This window comes from Maribacter aquimarinus (genome assembly GCF_047345505.1).
Lineage (GTDB): Bacteria > Bacteroidota > Bacteroidia > Flavobacteriales > Flavobacteriaceae > Maribacter.
The window spans coordinates 104,592-122,475 of sequence record NZ_JBLFEO010000011.1; the positions used below are offsets into that span (position 1 = coordinate 104,592).

29 protein-coding genes are annotated in these 17,884 nt (G+C 50.1%); all 29 read right to left on the minus strand.

Annotated features, from left to right (window positions below; genetic code table 11):
• Window positions 1-16 precede the first annotated feature (16 nt).
• Window positions 17-1,303, minus strand: coding sequence for a citrate synthase (locus ACKWCC_RS09920; protein ID WP_413995775.1), 1,287 nt, complete (start codon window positions 1,301-1,303; stop codon window positions 17-19).
• 123 nt (window positions 1,304-1,426) lie between these two features.
• Complete coding sequence (locus ACKWCC_RS09925; RefSeq protein WP_413995776.1) at window positions 1,427-2,965, minus strand: glycogen synthase; 1,539 nt, start codon at window positions 2,963-2,965, stop codon at window positions 1,427-1,429.
• A 98-nt stretch (window positions 2,966-3,063) separates the two neighbouring features.
• Complete coding sequence (gene eno, locus ACKWCC_RS09930; RefSeq protein WP_413995777.1) at window positions 3,064-4,359, minus strand: phosphopyruvate hydratase; 1,296 nt, start codon at window positions 4,357-4,359, stop codon at window positions 3,064-3,066.
• 103 nt (window positions 4,360-4,462) lie between these two features.
• A complete protein-coding gene (gene carA, locus ACKWCC_RS09935; RefSeq protein WP_413995778.1) occupies window positions 4,463-5,590 on the minus strand; it encodes a glutamine-hydrolyzing carbamoyl-phosphate synthase small subunit in 1,128 nt (375 codons plus the stop codon).
• Window positions 5,591-5,683: 93 nt separating this feature from the next.
• A complete protein-coding gene (rplQ, locus tag ACKWCC_RS09940; protein WP_413995779.1) occupies window positions 5,684-6,223 on the minus strand; it encodes a 50S ribosomal protein L17 in 540 nt (179 codons plus the stop codon).
• Between the two features lie 58 nt (window positions 6,224-6,281).
• Window positions 6,282-7,274 (minus strand): DNA-directed RNA polymerase subunit alpha, encoded by a 993-nt coding sequence (locus tag ACKWCC_RS09945; RefSeq protein WP_413995780.1) that lies wholly within the window; start codon window positions 7,272-7,274, stop codon window positions 6,282-6,284.
• A 16-nt stretch (window positions 7,275-7,290) separates the two neighbouring features.
• Window positions 7,291-7,896: a 30S ribosomal protein S4 gene (gene rpsD / locus ACKWCC_RS09950; RefSeq protein ID WP_413995781.1), complete on the minus strand. Its 606-nt coding sequence runs from the start codon at window positions 7,894-7,896 to the stop codon at window positions 7,291-7,293.
• Between the two features lie 90 nt (window positions 7,897-7,986).
• Window positions 7,987-8,379, minus strand: coding sequence for a 30S ribosomal protein S11 (rpsK, locus tag ACKWCC_RS09955; protein ID WP_413995782.1), 393 nt, complete (start codon window positions 8,377-8,379; stop codon window positions 7,987-7,989).
• Window positions 8,380-8,390: 11 nt separating this feature from the next.
• Window positions 8,391-8,765 (minus strand): 30S ribosomal protein S13, encoded by a 375-nt coding sequence (rpsM, locus tag ACKWCC_RS09960; RefSeq protein WP_413995783.1) that lies wholly within the window; start codon window positions 8,763-8,765, stop codon window positions 8,391-8,393.
• Window positions 8,766-8,767: 2 nt separating this feature from the next.
• Entirely contained in the window at window positions 8,768-8,884 is a 117-nt protein-coding gene (ykgO, locus tag ACKWCC_RS09965; protein ID WP_083243899.1) for a type B 50S ribosomal protein L36, read from the minus strand.
• Window positions 8,885-8,890: 6 nt separating this feature from the next.
• Window positions 8,891-9,106 carry a translation initiation factor IF-1 gene (gene infA, locus ACKWCC_RS09970; protein ID WP_013751343.1) on the minus strand — a complete coding sequence of 72 codons (216 nt, stop codon included), beginning with the start codon at window positions 9,104-9,106 and terminating at the stop codon, window positions 8,891-8,893.
• 69 nt (window positions 9,107-9,175) lie between these two features.
• Window positions 9,176-10,519, minus strand: coding sequence for a preprotein translocase subunit SecY (secY, locus tag ACKWCC_RS09975; RefSeq protein WP_413995784.1), 1,344 nt, complete (start codon window positions 10,517-10,519; stop codon window positions 9,176-9,178).
• A 13-nt stretch (window positions 10,520-10,532) separates the two neighbouring features.
• On the minus strand, window positions 10,533-10,985 hold the full coding sequence (gene rplO / locus ACKWCC_RS09980; protein ID WP_413995785.1) for a 50S ribosomal protein L15: 453 nt from the start codon (window positions 10,983-10,985) through the stop codon (window positions 10,533-10,535).
• Window positions 10,986-10,997: 12 nt separating this feature from the next.
• Entirely contained in the window at window positions 10,998-11,177 is a 180-nt protein-coding gene (rpmD, locus tag ACKWCC_RS09985; RefSeq protein ID WP_413995786.1) for a 50S ribosomal protein L30, read from the minus strand.
• Between the two features lie 87 nt (window positions 11,178-11,264).
• Window positions 11,265-11,789, minus strand: a complete 525-nt coding sequence (gene rpsE / locus ACKWCC_RS09990) for a 30S ribosomal protein S5 (protein WP_413995787.1) — start codon at window positions 11,787-11,789, stop codon at window positions 11,265-11,267.
• A 9-nt stretch (window positions 11,790-11,798) separates the two neighbouring features.
• Entirely contained in the window at window positions 11,799-12,155 is a 357-nt protein-coding gene (gene rplR, locus ACKWCC_RS09995) for a 50S ribosomal protein L18 (RefSeq protein WP_413995788.1), read from the minus strand.
• A 10-nt stretch (window positions 12,156-12,165) separates the two neighbouring features.
• Window positions 12,166-12,708: a 50S ribosomal protein L6 gene (gene rplF / locus ACKWCC_RS10000; RefSeq protein ID WP_413995789.1), complete on the minus strand. Its 543-nt coding sequence runs from the start codon at window positions 12,706-12,708 to the stop codon at window positions 12,166-12,168.
• Window positions 12,709-12,726: 18 nt separating this feature from the next.
• Window positions 12,727-13,125 (minus strand): 30S ribosomal protein S8, encoded by a 399-nt coding sequence (gene rpsH / locus ACKWCC_RS10005; protein WP_413995790.1) that lies wholly within the window; start codon window positions 13,123-13,125, stop codon window positions 12,727-12,729.
• Between the two features lie 63 nt (window positions 13,126-13,188).
• Window positions 13,189-13,458, minus strand: coding sequence for a 30S ribosomal protein S14 (gene rpsN / locus ACKWCC_RS10010; RefSeq protein ID WP_413995791.1), 270 nt, complete (start codon window positions 13,456-13,458; stop codon window positions 13,189-13,191).
• A 1-nt stretch (window position 13,459) separates the two neighbouring features.
• A complete protein-coding gene (gene rplE / locus ACKWCC_RS10015; protein ID WP_413995792.1) occupies window positions 13,460-14,011 on the minus strand; it encodes a 50S ribosomal protein L5 in 552 nt (183 codons plus the stop codon).
• Window positions 14,012-14,013: 2 nt separating this feature from the next.
• A complete protein-coding gene (gene rplX, locus ACKWCC_RS10020) occupies window positions 14,014-14,328 on the minus strand; it encodes a 50S ribosomal protein L24 (RefSeq protein WP_413995793.1) in 315 nt (104 codons plus the stop codon).
• A 12-nt stretch (window positions 14,329-14,340) separates the two neighbouring features.
• Complete coding sequence (gene rplN, locus ACKWCC_RS10025) at window positions 14,341-14,709, minus strand: 50S ribosomal protein L14 (RefSeq protein ID WP_413995794.1); 369 nt, start codon at window positions 14,707-14,709, stop codon at window positions 14,341-14,343.
• A 3-nt stretch (window positions 14,710-14,712) separates the two neighbouring features.
• Window positions 14,713-14,970: a 30S ribosomal protein S17 gene (gene rpsQ / locus ACKWCC_RS10030; RefSeq protein WP_413995795.1), complete on the minus strand. Its 258-nt coding sequence runs from the start codon at window positions 14,968-14,970 to the stop codon at window positions 14,713-14,715.
• 13 nt (window positions 14,971-14,983) lie between these two features.
• Window positions 14,984-15,175, minus strand: a complete 192-nt coding sequence (gene rpmC / locus ACKWCC_RS10035; protein ID WP_413995796.1) for a 50S ribosomal protein L29 — start codon at window positions 15,173-15,175, stop codon at window positions 14,984-14,986.
• 12 nt (window positions 15,176-15,187) lie between these two features.
• Window positions 15,188-15,613, minus strand: coding sequence for a 50S ribosomal protein L16 (gene rplP, locus ACKWCC_RS10040; RefSeq protein ID WP_413995797.1), 426 nt, complete (start codon window positions 15,611-15,613; stop codon window positions 15,188-15,190).
• Between the two features lie 21 nt (window positions 15,614-15,634).
• Window positions 15,635-16,354: a 30S ribosomal protein S3 gene (rpsC, locus tag ACKWCC_RS10045; RefSeq protein WP_413995798.1), complete on the minus strand. Its 720-nt coding sequence runs from the start codon at window positions 16,352-16,354 to the stop codon at window positions 15,635-15,637.
• 1 nt (window position 16,355) lies between these two features.
• Complete coding sequence (rplV, locus tag ACKWCC_RS10050) at window positions 16,356-16,763, minus strand: 50S ribosomal protein L22 (RefSeq protein ID WP_413995799.1); 408 nt, start codon at window positions 16,761-16,763, stop codon at window positions 16,356-16,358.
• 3 nt (window positions 16,764-16,766) lie between these two features.
• On the minus strand, window positions 16,767-17,045 hold the full coding sequence (gene rpsS / locus ACKWCC_RS10055) for a 30S ribosomal protein S19 (protein WP_413995800.1): 279 nt from the start codon (window positions 17,043-17,045) through the stop codon (window positions 16,767-16,769).
• 12 nt (window positions 17,046-17,057) lie between these two features.
• Window positions 17,058-17,882 carry a 50S ribosomal protein L2 gene (rplB, locus tag ACKWCC_RS10060; protein WP_413995801.1) on the minus strand — a complete coding sequence of 275 codons (825 nt, stop codon included), beginning with the start codon at window positions 17,880-17,882 and terminating at the stop codon, window positions 17,058-17,060.
• Between the last annotated feature and the right edge of the window lie 2 nt (window positions 17,883-17,884).

A 17,884-nucleotide genomic window follows, 5' to 3' on the forward strand; every position in this document is an offset into this window, starting at 1 on the left:
TTTGATGGGTAGCAATCTACCGCTTGTCCAGGGGAACAAAGGGTCTCAAGTTCTCACCGATGTACACTTGTCTTGGCCTTCCTATGGGCTCTCCCTTTAAACGCATCTCCCTCCACTGCGCGATCCAGCCCGGAAGACGCCCCAAGGCGAACATAACGGTGAACATTTCAGTGGGTATGCCCAATGCCCGGTAGATGATACCGGAATAGAAGTCCACGTTGGGATAGAGTTTTCTATCCACAAAGTAGGGATCTTCCAAAGCCTCCTTTTCAAGGCCCTTGGCAATGTCCAAAATAGGATCCTCGATGCCCAGATCGCCCAAGACTTCATCTGCCGCCTTTTTTATGATCTTGGCCCGTGGATCAAAATTCTTGTACACCCTATGCCCAAATCCCATCAGCCTGAACGGATCGTTCTTATCCTTGGCCTTGGCCATGTACTTTTTGGTGTCTCCCCCATCGGCCTCAATGGCCTCCAACATTTCCAGAACGGCTTGGTTGGCGCCGCCGTGCAAGGGGCCCCATAGGGCAGAGATCCCCGCGGAGAGGGACGCGAACAGGCCCGCATGGGAAGAGCCCACGATCCTCACCGTGGAGGTGGAGCAGTTTTGTTCATGATCGGCGTGCAGAATGAGCAGCTTGTCCAGCGCATCTATGATCACCTTGTTCCTTTTGTATTCCTGGTTGGGGCGTTTGAACATCATTTTGTGGATGTTCTCCACATAGCCCAGGGTATCGTCACCATAATCCAGCGGTAATCCTTTTTTCTTTCTCAGGGTCCAGGCCACCAGTACGGGGAATTTGGCCAAAATCCTCACAATGGCGTGGTACATGGCATTGTCGGAGCTCACATCCACCGTTGACGGGTTAAAGGCGATCAAGGCACTGGTAAGGGATGAGATAACGCCCATGGGATGTGCCGATTTTGGAAATCCGTCCAAGATCTTCTTCATCTCCTCATCCACTTGGGACTCCTCCCTGATGTCGTCATGGAATTTTTCCAGTTCCTCTTTGTTGGGCAGCTCGCCAAAGATGAGCAGGTAGGCCACTTCCAGAAAATCGGCCTTTTCGGCCAGTTCCTCAATGGAATAGCCCCGATATCTCAGAATTCCCTTTTCACCGTCCAAAAAGGTAATGGCACTTTCACAAGATCCCGTGTTCTTAAAGCCCGGATCTATGGTGATCATGCCCGCCGTGGCAGTCCTCAGGGATTTGATGTCAATGGCCAGCTCGTTCTCTGTTCCCTTGATCACCGGGAACTCATATTTATGTCCGCCGTATTCTAAAGTAGCTTTATCTGTCATCTAAGTATTTTACGTGATTAATGTGGGCCTAAAATTAACAAAAACGCATTGCTTTAACAATATTGTCCAAGGCTTTAAACATTAATTAACAAGGGGCCTGCCACCACCTTGTTCAGTCCCGGCCTACTTGAGCAGGTACAACGATTTATAATAGGCGTTGACCGATTTTTCCCAAGTGAACCTCGCCTTTTTTGCATTGGCCTTTATGGTGTTCCATTGCGCCTTGTTGTTCTGCCAGATATCCAAGGCCAGGTCCAGGGCGGCCACCATGTTCCCCATCTTTTCATCATAGGTGTCGCCATCAAAGACAAAACCGGTCTTGAGGTGCTCCACGGTATCCTTGAGCCCACCCGTATGGTGCACCAGGCAAGGGTTGCCATTGCGCATGGCCAACATTTGGCTTATGCCACAGGGCTCAAAGAGACTGGGCATGAAGTAGAGGTCCGTTTCCAGGTAGATGGAATCGATCAAATCTTCAGATTGCCCATTGGTAAAGATAAAGTTCCGGTACTTATGGCTCATCTCCCTGAAATGGTCTTCATAACCGGGGTCTCCCGTGCCCAAGAGCATGAAGATTCCATTGACCTCTTCCAATTTTTGGAGAATGGTGGCGAAAACCTCGGGGGATCTCCTTAAAAAGTAGAACTTCTGTTCGGTCAATCGCGCCACGCTGGAAACAATGAACTGGGGCCTGTTGCCCACGTACTGCATGATTTTTTCTCCGGTGTGGGCCAAGAAATCGGCTTTGTATTTTTTGGATTCGTCCTGCAGCCATTGAAAGATGGCCTTCACCGTATTGCGATACAAAAGGCCTTTCTCCGCCTTTCTGGTGTTCCCATAATTGGAAGCATTTAAAATACCGAACAGACGGCCTTCATCATCTGCCTTCTGCAAGTCTTTCTCCAATCCTTCCCCACCAATGAATTCCGGCGGCCGGCTTGGCTTCAAGACATCTTCCTTATAGGATGGGGACACGGTATGCACGGCATCGGCCAGGCGAATGCCCACGGCCATAAGGTTCACGCAATCTTGGTACCGTGGGTCCTTCAGGGCCCCGTGGTCCAAGGGCACCTCCGGGAACCAGTTGTGCAGGGAGGCATGGTTGTCATAAAAAGGCCGGATGCCCTGAATGGCCAAGTTATGGATGCTGTACACGTGCCGTATTTTGTTGAGCTCCTTATATCTGGGGTGATAGGTCTTGAGAAAAAGTACCGTACTGGCGTGCCAGTCGTGCATGTGCACAATGCTCAAGGTGCCAAAGGCGCCCATTTTGATGGCCTCGGCAACGGCGGCACAAAAAATGAAATATTTTATGGCGTCTGTAAAAAAGGGCTCTTCCGGATCGTCATGGTAAATGTGGGCAATGCCCCCCGCCTCAATCTCCGGATGGTGAACCACGTAGTGCACAATGTTCTTGTCTTCCTTCTTTCCGGGAACCTCATAGAGCTCTGCCACATAGGTGGTACCGCGAAGCGGAAAGGTTAGTTGCCTCTTGAACGTGCCGTTTTGGTGCAACCTGCCATAGGAGGGCACCACCACATGGGCGCGGTCGCCTCGATTGGAGATTTCGCGTGGCACATCCCGTACCACATCGCCCATGCCCCCGGCCTTACAATTGGGTATGGCATCGTTCTCAGCGGCAACAAATAGAAAGTTGTTCATTATGGCGAGCTTTAAAAATAAGTAAGGAATAAGATAACCATCTTTTCATCGGCAACCAAAAAAAAAGCCTTCCGTGGTCCGAAAGGCTTTTGGCTTGGTCAAAAATGAACCTTGAACGCTTTTTCCTTTGGATAGTAGGCCACATCGCCCAGTTCTTCCTCGATCCGGAGCAACTGGTTGTACTTGGCCATACGGTCCGATCGTGAGGCAGAGCCCGTCTTTATCTGTCCGGTGTTCAACGCCACGGCCAGGTCTGCTATGGTGTTGTCCTCCGTTTCCCCGGATCGGTGCGACATGACGGAGGTGTATCCGGCATTTTTGGCCATGTTCACGGCATCTATGGTTTCCGTGAGGGTACCTATTTGGTTCACCTTGATCAATATGGAATTGGCAATGCCCTTTTCAATACCGGTGGAGAGCCGTTCCACATTGGTCACAAAAAGATCGTCACCTACCAATTGTACCTTGTCCCCTATTTTTTCGGTCAATGTTTTCCAACCGTCCCAATCATTTTCGTCCATACCGTCCTCTATGCTGATGATGGGGTATTTTGCCGAAAGATCGGCCAAGTACTGCGCTTGTTCGGCCGAAGTTCTCACCACGCCCTTGTCCCCCTCAAATTTGGTATAGTCGTACTTGCCGTTTTCGTAGAACTCCGCCGCGGCACAGTCCAGTGCGATCATGACGTCATCGCCCAGCTTGTAGCCCGCTTTCTCCACCGCCTTGGCAATGGTGTCCAGTGCATCTTCGGTGCCGCCCGGTAGATTGGGCGCAAAACCGCCCTCATCGCCAACTGCGGTGCTCAGGCCGCGATCGTGAAGCACTTTTTTAAGATGGTGGAAGATCTCCGTGCCCATTTGCATGGCGTGGGTAAAGCTATTGGCCTTTACCGGCATCACCATGAACTCCTGGAAGGCAATGGGCGCATCCGAGTGGGATCCACCGTTGATGATGTTCATCATGGGCACGGGCAAGGTATTGGCGCTTACGCCCCCCACGTATTTGTAAAGTGGCTGGCCCAGTTCATTGGCGGCGGCCTTTGCGGCGGCCAAACTTACGCCCAAAATGGCATTGGCCCCCAATTTGGACTTGTTGGGCGTGCCATCCAGATCGATCATGGTCTTGTCCAACAGGTTTTGGTCAAAAACGGACATGCCCAAAATTTCATCGGCAATGATGGTGTTCACGTTCTCCACGGCCTTGGAAACGCCCTTGCCCATCAAGGCGGGACCGCCATCGCGCAGCTCCACGGCCTCATGTTCCCCGGTGGATGCACCGGAGGGAACGGCCGCCCGTCCCATTACGCCATTTTCCGTGATCACATCCACTTCTACCGTTGGGTTGCCCCTTGAGTCCAAAATCTGTCTGGCGTGAACGCCTAAAATAATACTCATATTTATTGCTTTAAATTGTTGTTTCCTATTGTTGGCAAAGATACAAAACCTTGGCCCCACGAGCGGCTCCAACCGCTGTATTTCACTCTTGTTTCACCTTGGTTTAAACGGGTACCGCCCCCGCCTTGTTTTTCTCGATCATCTTAAAGAAGTCATCAAAAAGATAGTCGGCATCATGGGGTCCGGGACTGGCCTCTGGGTGGTACTGCACCGAGAACACGTCCCTGTTCTTCATTTTCATACCGGCCAAGGTACCGTCGTTCAAATGTATGTGGGTCACCTCCAGGTCCGGGTGGCTCTCGGCTTCTTCCCTTTTCACCGCAAACCCGTGGTTTTGGGAGGTAATTTCCCCTTTGCCCGTGAGCAGATTGAGCACCGGATGGTTTATGCCCCGGTGCCCGTGGTGCATTTTGTAGGTGCCCACCCCATTGGCCAAGGCAATGACCTGATGTCCCAAACAAATGCCAAACACCGGCTTGCCACTGGCTATCATCTCCTTGGCGGCATTGATGGCATCGAAGAGCGGCTCTGGGTCCCCGGGGCCATTGGAAATGAAATAAGCATCAGGGTTCCAGGCCTCCATATCCTTGAAATGGGCGTTGTAGGGAAACACCTTGATGTGCGCCCCACGCTTTTCCAAATTTCTTAGAATGTTCTTTTTGATGCCAATGTCCAGTGCGGCGATCTTTATCGCGGCGCCTTCCTCCCCCACGGAGTAGGGATTTTGCACCGATACTTTTGAGGCGAGTTCCAGCCCTTCCATACTGGGCACTTGGGCCAAACGCCGCTTTAGGTCTTCCAGATTTTCCACATCCGTGGAAATGACGGCGTTCATGGCACCGTGGTCCCTAATGTAGCTCACCAGGGCGCGGGTATCCACATCAGAGATGGCGAAGAGCGCGTGGTCTTCCAGGAAGGCCTCCAAACTCTTATCTGCTATGGCCCTGGAATAATCATAACTGAAATTCTTGCAGATGAGCCCTGCTATCTTTACGGAGTCCGACTCCACCTCCTGGGCCTGGGTGCCATAATTGCCAATGTGGGCATTGGTGGTTACCATGAGCTGCCCAAAGTAAGAGGGATCTGTGAATATTTCCTGGTAGCCGGTCATTCCCGTGTTGAAACAGACCTCGCCAAATGCCGTGCCCTCCTTGTCCCCAACTGATTTTCCGTGAAAAACGGTGCCATCTGCCAATAGAATGATGGCTTTTTTCCTTGATTGATACTTCATCTGCTGCTAAACGTTTTGGTTCGCCAATATTATAAAAAAAAGGATAGACCGTTAAGCCTACCCTTTTTTGTTTTGTTGTCCATACCCGGTATGTTACTCTTCAGAATCATCCGCTTTGGCCTCACTGTCGGTTTGTGCCACTGCGCTGGCTGCGGTTGCGGCCACCGCTCCCGCTGCCGCGGCAGCTCCGGAGCCTCCGCCCCTTCTGCTTCTTCTGGTGGATTTTTTCTTGGGCTTGCCGGCATTGTAGAGTTCGTTGAAATCCACAAGCTCTATCATGGCCATATCGGCGTTATCTCCCAAACGGTTGCCCAACTTAATGATGCGCGTGTAGCCGCCGGGCCTATCGCCCACCTTTTCCGAGACCACGCCAAATAGCTCGGTAACGGCATATTTGTCCCGCAGGTTCTTGAAAACGATGCGCCTGTTGTGGGTGCCCTTTTCCGCTGTAAGGTTGTTCTCTGCCTTTGACTTGGTGATCAAGGGCTCCACAAATTGCTTCAAGGCCTTGGCCTTGGCCACTGTGGTATTGATCCTCTTGTGCTCTATGAGGGAGCAGGCCATATTGGCCAACATGGCCTTTCTGTGGGCCGCTTTACGCCCCAAATGGTTTACTTTTTTACCGTGTCTCATTTTATTGTGCTAACTATTTCTCCAACTGAGGGTGTATCCCTTCCTGTAAGAAATAAGATTAATCTTTATCCAATTTGTACTTTGTAAGGTCCATGCCAAAGCTAAGGCCTTTGTTGATCACCAGCTCCTCCAATTCGGTGAGCGATTTCTTGCCAAAGTTCCTGAACTTCATCAGGTCGTTTTTGTTGAAGGAAACCAAATCGCCCAGGGTATCCACCTCGGCAGCCTTGAGACAGTTCAGGGCGCGTACGGACAGATCCATATCCACCAATTTTGTCTTTAACAACTGTCTCATGTGCAGGGACTCTTCATCATAGGTCTCGGTCTGTGCGATCTCATCTGCCTCCAGGGTGATGCGCTCGTCCGAAAAGAGCATGAAATGGTGTATGAGTACCTTTGCGGCCTCCGTGAGGGCGTCCTTGGGGTGAATGGAACCGTCCGTGGAAATCTCAAAAACCAACTTCTCATAATCGGTCTTCTGCTCCACACGAAAGTTCTCAATGCTGTATTTTACGTTCTTAATGGGCGTAAAGATGGAATCTACCGCGATGGTTCCCAGAGGGGAGCCGGATTTCTTGTTCTCATCTGCCGGTACGTAGCCCCTGCCCTTGTCAATGGTCACTTCCATGTTAAAGGCCACTTTGGTGTCCATGTTGCAGATCACCAGGTCCGGGTTCAAGACTTGGTAGCCGGAAATGAACTTTTGGAAATCGCCGGCCGTCAACTGCTCTTTGCCGCTGACCGAGATGGATACCAGTTCGGCTTCGGAATCCTCGATCTGCTTCTTAAAACGCACTTGCTTTAGGTTGAGGATAATTTCGGTAACATCCTCGACCACGCCCGGTATCATGGAAAACTCGTGCTCTACCTTATCAATCCTAACAGAGGTAATGGCGTGCCCTTCAAGCGAAGACAACAATACCCTTCTCAATGCATTACCAACGGTTAATCCATAACCAGGTTCCAAAGGACGGAATTCGAACTTACCTTCGAAATCCGAGGAATCGATCATTATTACTTTATCGGGCTTCTGAAAATTAAATAATGCCATAACTGGATTGCTGTGTTTATTTAGAGTATAACTCGACGATTAATTGTTCTTTGATGTTCTCTGGAATTTGAAGTCTTTCCGGAACGGATACGAACGTGCCCTCCTTTTTGTCATTGTTCCAGGTGAGCCATTCGTACACAGCGCTGTTTGCCGCCAAGGAGTCTTGGATGGCCGTCAGGGACTTGGATTTTTCGCGAACCCCGACAACATCTCCCGGCTTCAGGGAATAGGAAGGAATGTTCACCAACTCCCCGTTCACGGTAATGTGCCTATGGCCCACCAATTGCCGGGCCCCGCTCCTGGTGGGGGCAATGCCCATTCTGTACACCACATTGTCCAACCTGGACTCGCAAAGCTGGAGCAGCACCTCACCGGCCACGCCCTCTTTTCTCTTGGCCCTGGCAAAGAGGTTCCTGAACTGCTTTTCCAATATCCCGTAGGTGTACTTGGCTTTTTGTTTCTCCATCAACTGGATGGAATATTCGGATTTCTTGCCCCTTCTCCTGTTGTTCCCGTGTTGCCCGGGAGGGTAGTTTTTCTTTTCAAAAGACTTGTCGTCCCCGAAAATCGCTTCTCCGAATTTTCTTGCGATCTTTGATTTTGGTCCTGTATATCTTGCCATCTTCTTCTTGTTTGAAAGTGCGATTATGAATTAAGGCTTATCCTTCGATAATCGTAACGACACCTTCCGTGAATTAATAAATATTGTTGGTTATACCCTTCTCCTTTTTGGGGGCCTACAGCCGTTGTGCGGCATTGGGGTAACATCTATGATCTCCGTGACCTCCACTCCGGAATTGTGAAGCGCCCTGATGGCACTTTCCCTACCGTTTCCGGGGCCCTTTACATAAACCTTTACCTTTCGTAAACCAGCTTCGTGGGCCACTTTGGCACAGTCTTCGGCAGCGACCTGGGCCGCATAGGGGGTGTTCTTTTTAGAACCCCTGAAACCAAGCTTACCGGCAGATGACCAAGAGATGACATCTCCCTTCTTATTGGTAAGGGAAATGATGATATTGTTAAAGGAAGCGCTGATATGGGCTTCGCCCACCGCATCTACGATCACTTTGCGCTTCTTGGTAACTTTTGTGTTTGCCTTTGCCATTCCTATTCTAATTATTTAGTGGCTTTCTTCTTGTTGGCCACTGTTTTACGCTTACCTTTTCTTGTCCTGGAGTTGTTCTTGGTGCGCTGTCCCCGCAATGGCAATCCAGATCTATGGCGAATTCCCCTATAACAGCCAATGTCCATTAATCGCTTAATGTTCAATTGGGTCTCGGAACGGAGCTCTCCTTCTATGGTATAACCGGACACGGCATCCCTGATACGACCAATCTCATCATCGTTCCAATCAGAAACCTTTGTGTCCTCACTTACCTGGGCCGTCCCCAAAATTTCCTTTGCCCTACTCTTTCCGATTCCAAAAATATAGGTCAGGGCGATCACGCCCCTTTTCTGTTTTGGTATATCTATACCTGCAATTCTCGCCATAACTACCCTTGTCTTTGTTTAAATCTAGGATTTTTCTTGTTGATCACGTACAATCTGCCCTTTCTGCGCACAATCTTGCAGTCGACACTTCTCTTTTTAATTGATGCTCTTACTTTCATCTTAATTTAGTATCTATAAGTAATTCTTGCTTTGCTGAGGTCATAGGGACTCATTTCCAACTTCACCTTGTCTCCCGGCAACAATTTAATATAGTGCATGCGCATCTTGCCAGAGATATGCGCCGTTACCACATGTCCGTTCTCCAGTTCCACACGGAACATCGCGTTGGAAAGGGCCTCGATAATGGACCCGTCTTGCTCTATTGCTGCTTGTTTAGCCATCTTGTTTACTTTCCTTTTGGGCTGATCTTGGACGCTGCGCCGGCACCGTACCGTGGATCAACCCCTCCTTTATGCTACTTTTCTGTTCTTACCCGTTTTCATAAGCCCGTCATAATGCCTGTTTAGCAGATAGGCGTTCACCTGCTGTACGGTATCAATGGCCACGCCCACCATGATCAAAAGGGAGGTACCACCGTAGAACAGGGCCCAACCCGCCTGTACGTCCATCAGTTTTACCACCACTGCCGGCAGTACTGCCAACAGCGCCAAGAATATGGAGCCGGGCAAGGTAATGAGAGACATGATCTTGTCCAAGAAATCCCCCGTTTCCTTTCCTGGTCGTATGCCGGGAATAAAACCACCACTGCGTTTCAAATCGTCTGCCATTTTATTGGTGGGGACGGTGATCGCCGTGTAGAAATAGGTGAATATGATGATCAACAAACCGAAAAGTATGTTGTACGCCCAACCGAATATATCGGCAAACTGAACTTCCATCCACTGGCCCACGGCAGTGTCATTGAGCCCCTGGCCAATTAGCCCGGGAACGAACATGATGGCCTGGGCAAAGATGATCGGCATTACCCCAGAGGCATTGAGCTTTAAGGGAATGTACTGCCTTGACCCCATCACGTTCTTTTCATAACCGCCAGATGCCGTTCTGCGGGCATACTGCACGGGTACCTGGCGCATGGCCATGACCAAGAGCACACTGGCCAAGATGACCAAAAACCACAGAATGAGCTCTATCAACATGAACATTAGACCACCGGTGTTGTTGGTGGTCCTGGAGATGAACTCCTGTACAAAGGATTGGGGCATGGTGGCAATGATCCCGATCATGATGAGCAAGGATATACCGTTGCCAATGCCCTTATCGGTAATCTTCTCTCCCAACCACATGGCAAACACACAGCCCGTGACCAAAATGATTACGGCGGGCACCATAAAGTCCAGCCCTTTTCCCAAAATGAAGGCGGTGTCCGGAACCCCAAAGGCACCCAGGCCATAGAGGTAGGCAGGCGCTTGCACAATACAGATACCAATGGTGAGCCAACGGGTGATCTGATTAATGGTCTTCCTGCCACTTTCCCCTTCTTTCTGCAGTTTTTGCAGATAGGGAATGGCAATGCCCATAAGCTGCACCACAATGGAAGCCGATATATAGGGCATGATGCCCAGGGCAAATATGGAAGCATTGGCAAATGCACCGCCGGTAAAGGCGTTGAGCAGACCAAATATCCCTTGGTCGGTACCGTCCACCAAGCCGCCCAACTGGGCAGAGTCTATGCCCGGAAGCACAATTTGGCACCCAAACCTATACACCAATAGAAGCCCTAAGGTGATGCCGATCCTATTCCTTAGCTCCTCTATTTTCCAAATATTGGATATTGTATCTATAAAACTCTTCATGCGCTTGTTGTGCTTACAAATTTATTGCCTCTCCGCCGGCGGCCTCGATCGCCGCCTTGGCAGATGCCGTAAATTTATGGACGGTAATCTTCAATGGGGCCTTTAGCTCGCCTCCACCCAAAATCTTTACCATATCATTCTTCCTGGCCACGTTGTGCTCCACCAGCATATCAAACGTTACCGTGTCCTTGATCACCTTGTTGTCCACCAAGGTCTGCAGGCGGTCCAGGTTGATGCCTTTGTACTCCTTGCGGTTTATGTTGGTGAAACCAAATTTTGGCACTCGGCGCTGCAATGGCATCTGGCCACCTTCGAAACCGATTTTCTTGGAATAGCCCGATCGTGACTTGGCCCCTTTATGGCCCCTTGCGGCGGTGCCGCCCTTACCGGAACCTTGACCCCTGCCCAATCGCTTTCCATCTCTGTTTACTGCACCTTCTGCAGGTTTTAGATTACTTAAATCCATCAAATGCTGTGTTTAAGCCTCCTCTACGGAAACCAGATGTTGTACTTTGTTTATCATTCCAAGGATGTTGGGGGTGTCTTCGTGCACCACTGTCTGTCCTATCCTCTTGAGCCCAAGTGCTTCCAGCGTCCTCTTTTGGTTCTGGGGCTTTTTGATGCTGCTCTTTCGTTTTGTAACCTTGATCTTTGCCATGTTTCTTTTGGTATTTGTGGTGGTCATACGGCGGGCAACGGATTCTTGTCCCATCCCGTGCCGGCGACCTGCCTACATCCTATCTTATTAGCCCTTGAACACTTTTTCCAAGGACACCCCTCTTTGCTCGGCAACCGTTTTGGCGTCCCTGAGCTGCAAAAGTGCATCGAAGGTGGCCTTTACCACGTTGTGGGGGTTGGAAGACCCCTGTGATTTGGAAAGGACATCTTGCACCCCAACGGACTCCAAGACCGCCCTAACGGCACCTCCAGCGATCACCCCTGTACCGTGCGATGCAGGTTGTATGTACACCCGGGCCCCGCCGTACTTTCCTTTTTGTTCGTGTGGAAGCGTGCCCTTGTTCAAGGGAATGCGGATCAAATTCTTCTTGCCGTCCTCAATGGCCTTGGCTATGGCCGTGGCCACTTCCTTGGACTTGCCCAGACCGTGGCCCACCACACCATTTTCATCGCCCACCACTACAATGGCCGAAAAACCAAAGGCCCTTCCACCCTTGGTTACCTTGGTAACGCGCTGTACGCCCACCAATCTATCCTTCAAATCCAATCCTCCCGGCTTAACGGTCTCTACGTTTTTATATTTCTGGAACATAGTCTCTTTTTAGAATTTTAATCCTGCTTCCCTTGCCCCTTCGGCCAAGGATTTAACACGGCCATGATAGAGGTTTCCCCCACGGTCAAAGGCAACTTTTTCAATGTTTGCTGCCTTACATTTCTCGGCAATGGCCTTGCCCACCATCGCGGCGATCTCTGATTTGCTCCCCTTGGAACCGGCAAGTGCCTTGTCCCTGGAAGAGGCCGCGGCCAATGTAACGCCATTTACATCGTCAATGGCCTGGGCATAGATCTCACTGTTGCTTCTAAATACAGAAAGTCTTGGTCTCTCGGACGTTCCGGTGGACACCTTGCGGATTCTCCTTCGAATCCTATATTTTCTTTGTGTTTTTGATAATCCCATAATCCTTCTATTAAGCCGACTTACCAGCCTTTCTTCTTAGTTGTTCTCCTACGAATTTGATTCCTTTTCCTTTGTAGGGTTCAGGTTTCCTGAAACTCCTGATCTTGGCCGCCACTTGGCCCACCAATTGTTTGTCATAGGAGCTCAGTTTAACAATGGGGTTCTTTCCCTTTTCGGAAATGGTCTCCACCTTCACCTCAGGGGCCAAATTGAGCACAATATTGTGTGAAAAACCTAGGGCAAGGTCCAATTTCTGGCCTTGGTGGCTGGCACGGTAACCCACGCCAACCAGCTCCAATTCCTTGGTCCATCCCTTACTCACGCCTTCAAGCATGTTGAACACCAAAGAACGGTAAAGGCCGTGCTTGGCCTTGTGCTCCTTGGAATCGGACGGACGTGTTACCCATACCTGTGCATCTTCCACCTTTACGGCAACACCGGAGAACTCTTGGGTCAATTCTCCCAGCTTTCCCTTAACGGTGATCACGTTTTCCTTTACATCTACGGTTACCCCTTCAGGTATCGCTACTGGATTGTTTCCTATTCTAGACATCTTCTAAAATTTATCTCTTTAGTATACGTAACAAAGCACTTCGCCCCCTACATTCTCTTCCTTGGCCTGCTTGCCGGTCATGACCCCGTGGGAGGTGGACACAATGGCAACGCCCAACCCGTTGAGCACCCTGGGCAACTCTTGGCTGTTTACATACTTCCGGAGACCTGGCTTACTGATGCGCTGCAATTTGCGAATCACCGGTTCCTTGGTGAGCTTGTTGTACTTCAGGGCTATTTTAATGGTGCCCTGAACCGTGTTATCCTCAAATTTGTAGCTCAGGATGTAGCCCTGATCGAACAAAATCTTGGTGATCTCTTTCTTAACATTGGAGGCGGGGATTTCCACGACCCTGTGGCCGGCCCTGCTCGCGTTCCTAACCCTGGTTAGGTAATCTGCTATTGTATCTGTAACCATCTATGTCTAATTCGGTAACGGTTTTTAGCCTTCGCTAAACCTGAAACCAGTTTAAATTCAGTTTTACCAGCTTGCCTTGCGCACTCCGGGTATGAGGCCTTTATTGGCCATTTCGCGAAACATGACCCTGGAGATGCCAAAGGTACGCATATACCCTTTTGGACGCCCCGTTAGCTTACATCTGTTGTGCATGCGAACGGGAGATGCGTTCTTGGGCAACTTCTGCAAGGCTTCGTAGTCACCGGCCTCTTTCAGGGCCTTGCGCTTCTCGGCGTATTTGGCCACGGTCCTTGCTCTCTTCCTTTCGCGGGCCTTCATTGATTCTTTAGCCATACTATTTCTTTTTAAAGGGTAATCCCAATTCCATTAATAATGATTTCGCCTCCTTGTCGGTGGCTGCCGAAGTCACGAAGGTAATGTCCATTCCATTGATCCTGTTGATCTTGTCTATGTTGATCTCGGGGAAGATAATTTGCTCTTCAACGCCAAGACTGTAATTCCCCCGACCATCAAACCCGGTGGCCTTGATGCCCTGGAAATCCCTTACACGGGGCAGGGCAGAAGTAACCAATCTATCCAAAAACTCGTACATGCGGTCTCCCCTCAGGGTCACCTTGGCACCAATGGGCATTCCCTTTCGGAGCTTAAAGGCGGCAACGTCTTTTTTGGATACGGTAGGAACAGCTTTTTGGCCGGTGATCATAGTAAGCTCATCCACCGCGTGGTCTATGAGCTTTTTATCGGCCACAGCGGCACCCACTCCGCGGCTCACTACAATTTTGGTGAGCTTGGGCACTTCCATTACATTGCTGTAACTGTACTCCTCCTTTAGGGAGCCCACTATGCGCTCCTTGTATTCTTTCTTTAATCTTGCAACGTAGGCCATAACTAAATTACTTCATTGGATTTTTTGGAAAACCTCACTTTTTTACCGTCCCTGACCTCGTAGCCCACCCTGGTGGCGTCCCCACTCTTGGGATCTATCAAGGAGAGGTTTGAAATATGGATGAAGGCCTCTTTTTTGGTAATGCCACCTTGTGGGTTTTTGGCACTGGGCTTCTCATGCTTGGAAACCATGTTCACACCCTCTACGATGGCCCTGTTCTTGGCAATGTCCACGCGCATGACCTGGCCCTCGGACCCCTTGTGGTCTCCTGCCATGACACGCACCGTGTCTCCTGTCTTTATCTTTAACTTTGTCATCTCTACTTAGCTTTATAGCACCTCGGGGGCGAGTGAAACAATCTTCATGAACTGCTTGTCCCTGAGCTCCCTTGCCACCGGGCCAAACACGCGTGTACCGCGCATCTCTCCCGTAGGGTTCAACAACACACAGGCATTGTCATCAAAACGAATGTAGGAACCGTCCGGTCTCCTTACCTCTTTTTTGGTTCGTACCACCACAGCGGTGGACACGGCCCCTTTCTTGATACCGCCGTTGGGCGTGGCATCCTTTACGGTTACCACAATTTTGTCCCCAATGGAAGCATACCGTCGCTTGGTGCCTCCCAGCACCCTAATGGTCAATACTTCCTTGGCCCCTGTATTGTCCGCTACCTTTAGTCTCGATTCTTGCTGTAACATAACTTATTTGGCTCTTTCTAAGATTTCTACTAACCTCCAACACTTGGTCTTGCTCATTGGGCGCGTTTCCATAATCTTAACGGTATCGCCAATGTTACAGTCGTTCTTTTCGTCATGGGCAACATACTTTTTTGTCCTCAAAACGAACTTACCGTACATAGGGTGCTTTACGCGCTTTACCTCGGAAACCACGATGGACTTTTCCATCTTGTCACTGGTAACGACCCCTATTCTCTCTTTTCTTAAGTTTCTATTTTCCATAAAGCAGAACCAGTTATTGGTTTTCCCTATTAGTTAATTCAGTGGCCAATCTTGCCACTGTTCTCCTTACTTTCCTTATTTGAAGCGGGTTCTCCAAAGGGGTCACAAAATGAGCCATCTTCAATTCCGCGTGTTGCTTTTTAAACTCCGCCAGTTTCAGCTTAAGGTCTTCTACAGATAATTCCTTGACTTCTTGCTTTTTCATCTTTCCTATTCTTTATGCTTCAACTGAATAATCACGGGCCACTACAAACTTGGTCTTCACAGGGAGCTTTTGGGCCGCCAGCCTCAGGGCTTCCTTGGCAACATCCATGGGCACACCGGCCACCTCGAACATGATTCGCCCGGGCTTCACAACGGCCACAAAATATTCTGGCGCACCTTTACCCTTACCCATACGCACCTCCAAGGGCTTCTTGGTAATGGGCTTGTCCGGGAAAATCTTGATCCACAATTGCCCTTCACGTTTCATGAACCTGGTGGCTGCAATACGCGCCGCTTCAATCTGTCTGGAGGTCAGAAATGAGGAGTCCAATGACTTTATACCGAACATTCCGTTTGAAAGCTGGTGCCCTCTACCAGAATTGCCCTTCATACGGCCCTTCTGCATTTTTCGGAACTTTGTTCTTTTGGGTTGTAACATCTCTCTTGTGCTTTAATATGATTACTTTCTACGACGTGGCTTTCTTCCACCATCGCCCTTACCACCTTTTCCGGTCTGGCCTTTCTGCATGCCCACCAAAGGAGAGAGCTCTCGCTTTCCGTACACTTCCCCTTTCATGACCCAAACCTTTATGCCCAATTTGCCGTAGGTGGTCTGTGCCTCTTGAAGGGCATAGTCTATGTCTGCCCTAAAGGTGGACAATGGGATCCTGCCATCCTTGTAAGACTCGCTACGGGCCATCTCGGCCCCGTTCAATCTGCCCGAAATCTGAATTTTAATGCCCTCGGCGTTCATCCGCATCGCTGCGGCGATGGCCATCTTAATGGCCCTTCTGTAAGAGATGCGGCTCTCTATCTGCCGGGCCACACTGGCCGCCACCAAATTGGCATCGACCTCTGGCCTTTTGATCTCGTAGATGTTGATCTGTACCTCTTTGTTGGTGATCTTTTTGAGCTCTTCCTTGAGCTTATCCACCTCCTGGCCGCCTTTACCGATGATGATCCCCGGTCTGGCCGTGGTCACGGTTATGGTGATCAACTTCAGGGTGCGCTCTATGATCACCCTGGAAACACTGGCCTTGGACAATCTGGCATGGATGTATTTTCTGATCTTGTCGTCTTCGGCCAACTTATCTCCGTAATCATTGCCACCGTACCAGTTGGATTCCCAACCCCTGATGATTCCTAGACGATTTCCTATTGGATTTGTTTTCTGTCCCATTCTAGCTCTCTGTGTTATTGTTTGAACCCAAGACCAATGTTACGTGGTTGGACCTTTTTCTGATTCTGTGCGCCCTTCCTTGGGGCGCCGGTCTTAGGCGCTTCAGCATGGTGCCACCGTCCACACGGATCTCGGAAACCACCAAGTCTGCGTCCTCAAGGGCGGCATCCTCGTTCTTGGCTTCCCAATTGGCCAGTGCACTGAGCAATAGTTTCTCCAGTTTCCTGGAGGCTTCCTTAGGTTCAAAACGGAGAATGGCCAGGGCCTTTTCCACTTTTTCCCCACGTATCAAATCGGCCACCAAACGCATTTTCCTTGGCGAGGTGGGACAATTGTTCAGCTTTGCAAAAGCTACTTTCTGTTTCTCGGCCTTGATTCTTTCGGCCATCTGTTTTTTACGGACTCCCATTGCTTACCTTTTTCCTTTGTTTTTAGCTCCGGCGTGGCCCCTGAACGATCTCGTTGGTGAGAATTCGCCCAATTTATGCCCTACCATGTTCTCTGTGACAAAAACAGGAACAAACTGCCTTCCGTTGTGCACGGCAATGGTCTGCCCCACAAAATCAGGGGTGATCATCGATGCCCTGGACCAAGTCTTGATCACGGCCTTTTTTCCGGAAGAAACATTTTGCTGTATCTTCTTCTCCAAACTATAATGAACGTAAGGTCCTTTCTTTAATGAACGTGCCATTTCTTCTTCTTTTTATTTCTTTCTACGTTCTACTATATATTTATTGGTCTCCTTGGTCCTGGAACGCGTCTTGAACCCTTTTGCGGGAATGCCGTTCCTAGATCTTGGATGACCTCCGGAAGCCCTTCCTTCACCACCTCCCATGGGGTGGTCCACTGGGTTCATGGCCACTGGCCTGGTCCTTGGCCTTCTGCCCAACCAACGGCTCCTACCGGCCTTACCGGACACCAACAACTGATGGTCAGAGTTGGATACGGCCCCGATGGTGGCCCTGCAAGTGGCCAAAATCAACCTGATCTCGCCAGAGGGCATCTTTACGGTCACGAACTTGCCGTCCTTGGCCATCAATTGCGCAAAGGTACCCGCGCTGCGCGCCATGACGGCACCCTGTCCCGGACGAAGCTCAATACAGGAAATGACCGTTCCCAATGGCACCTTGCCCAAGGGCATGGCGTTCCCGATCTCCGGTGCCACATCGTCACCGGAAACCACTTTCTGGCCCACCTGAAGACCGTTCTGGGCCACGATGTACCGCTTTTCGCCGTCAGCATACCCCAACAGGGCAATGAAGGCGGTACGGTTGGGATCGTACTGAATGGAGATCACCTCTGCGGCAACGTCCTGCTTGTCCCTCTTGAAGTCAATGATGCGGTACCTTCTTTTGTGCCCACCACCTTTTTGGCGCATGGTCATCTTTCCCTGACTGTTCCTACCCCCCGACTTTTTTAACGGAGCAAGCAAGCTTTTTTCCGGCTTATCAGCGGTAATGGCATCAAAGCCATTGACCACTCTAAAACGCTGCCCAGGGGTTACTGGTTTTAATTTTCTAACTGACATTC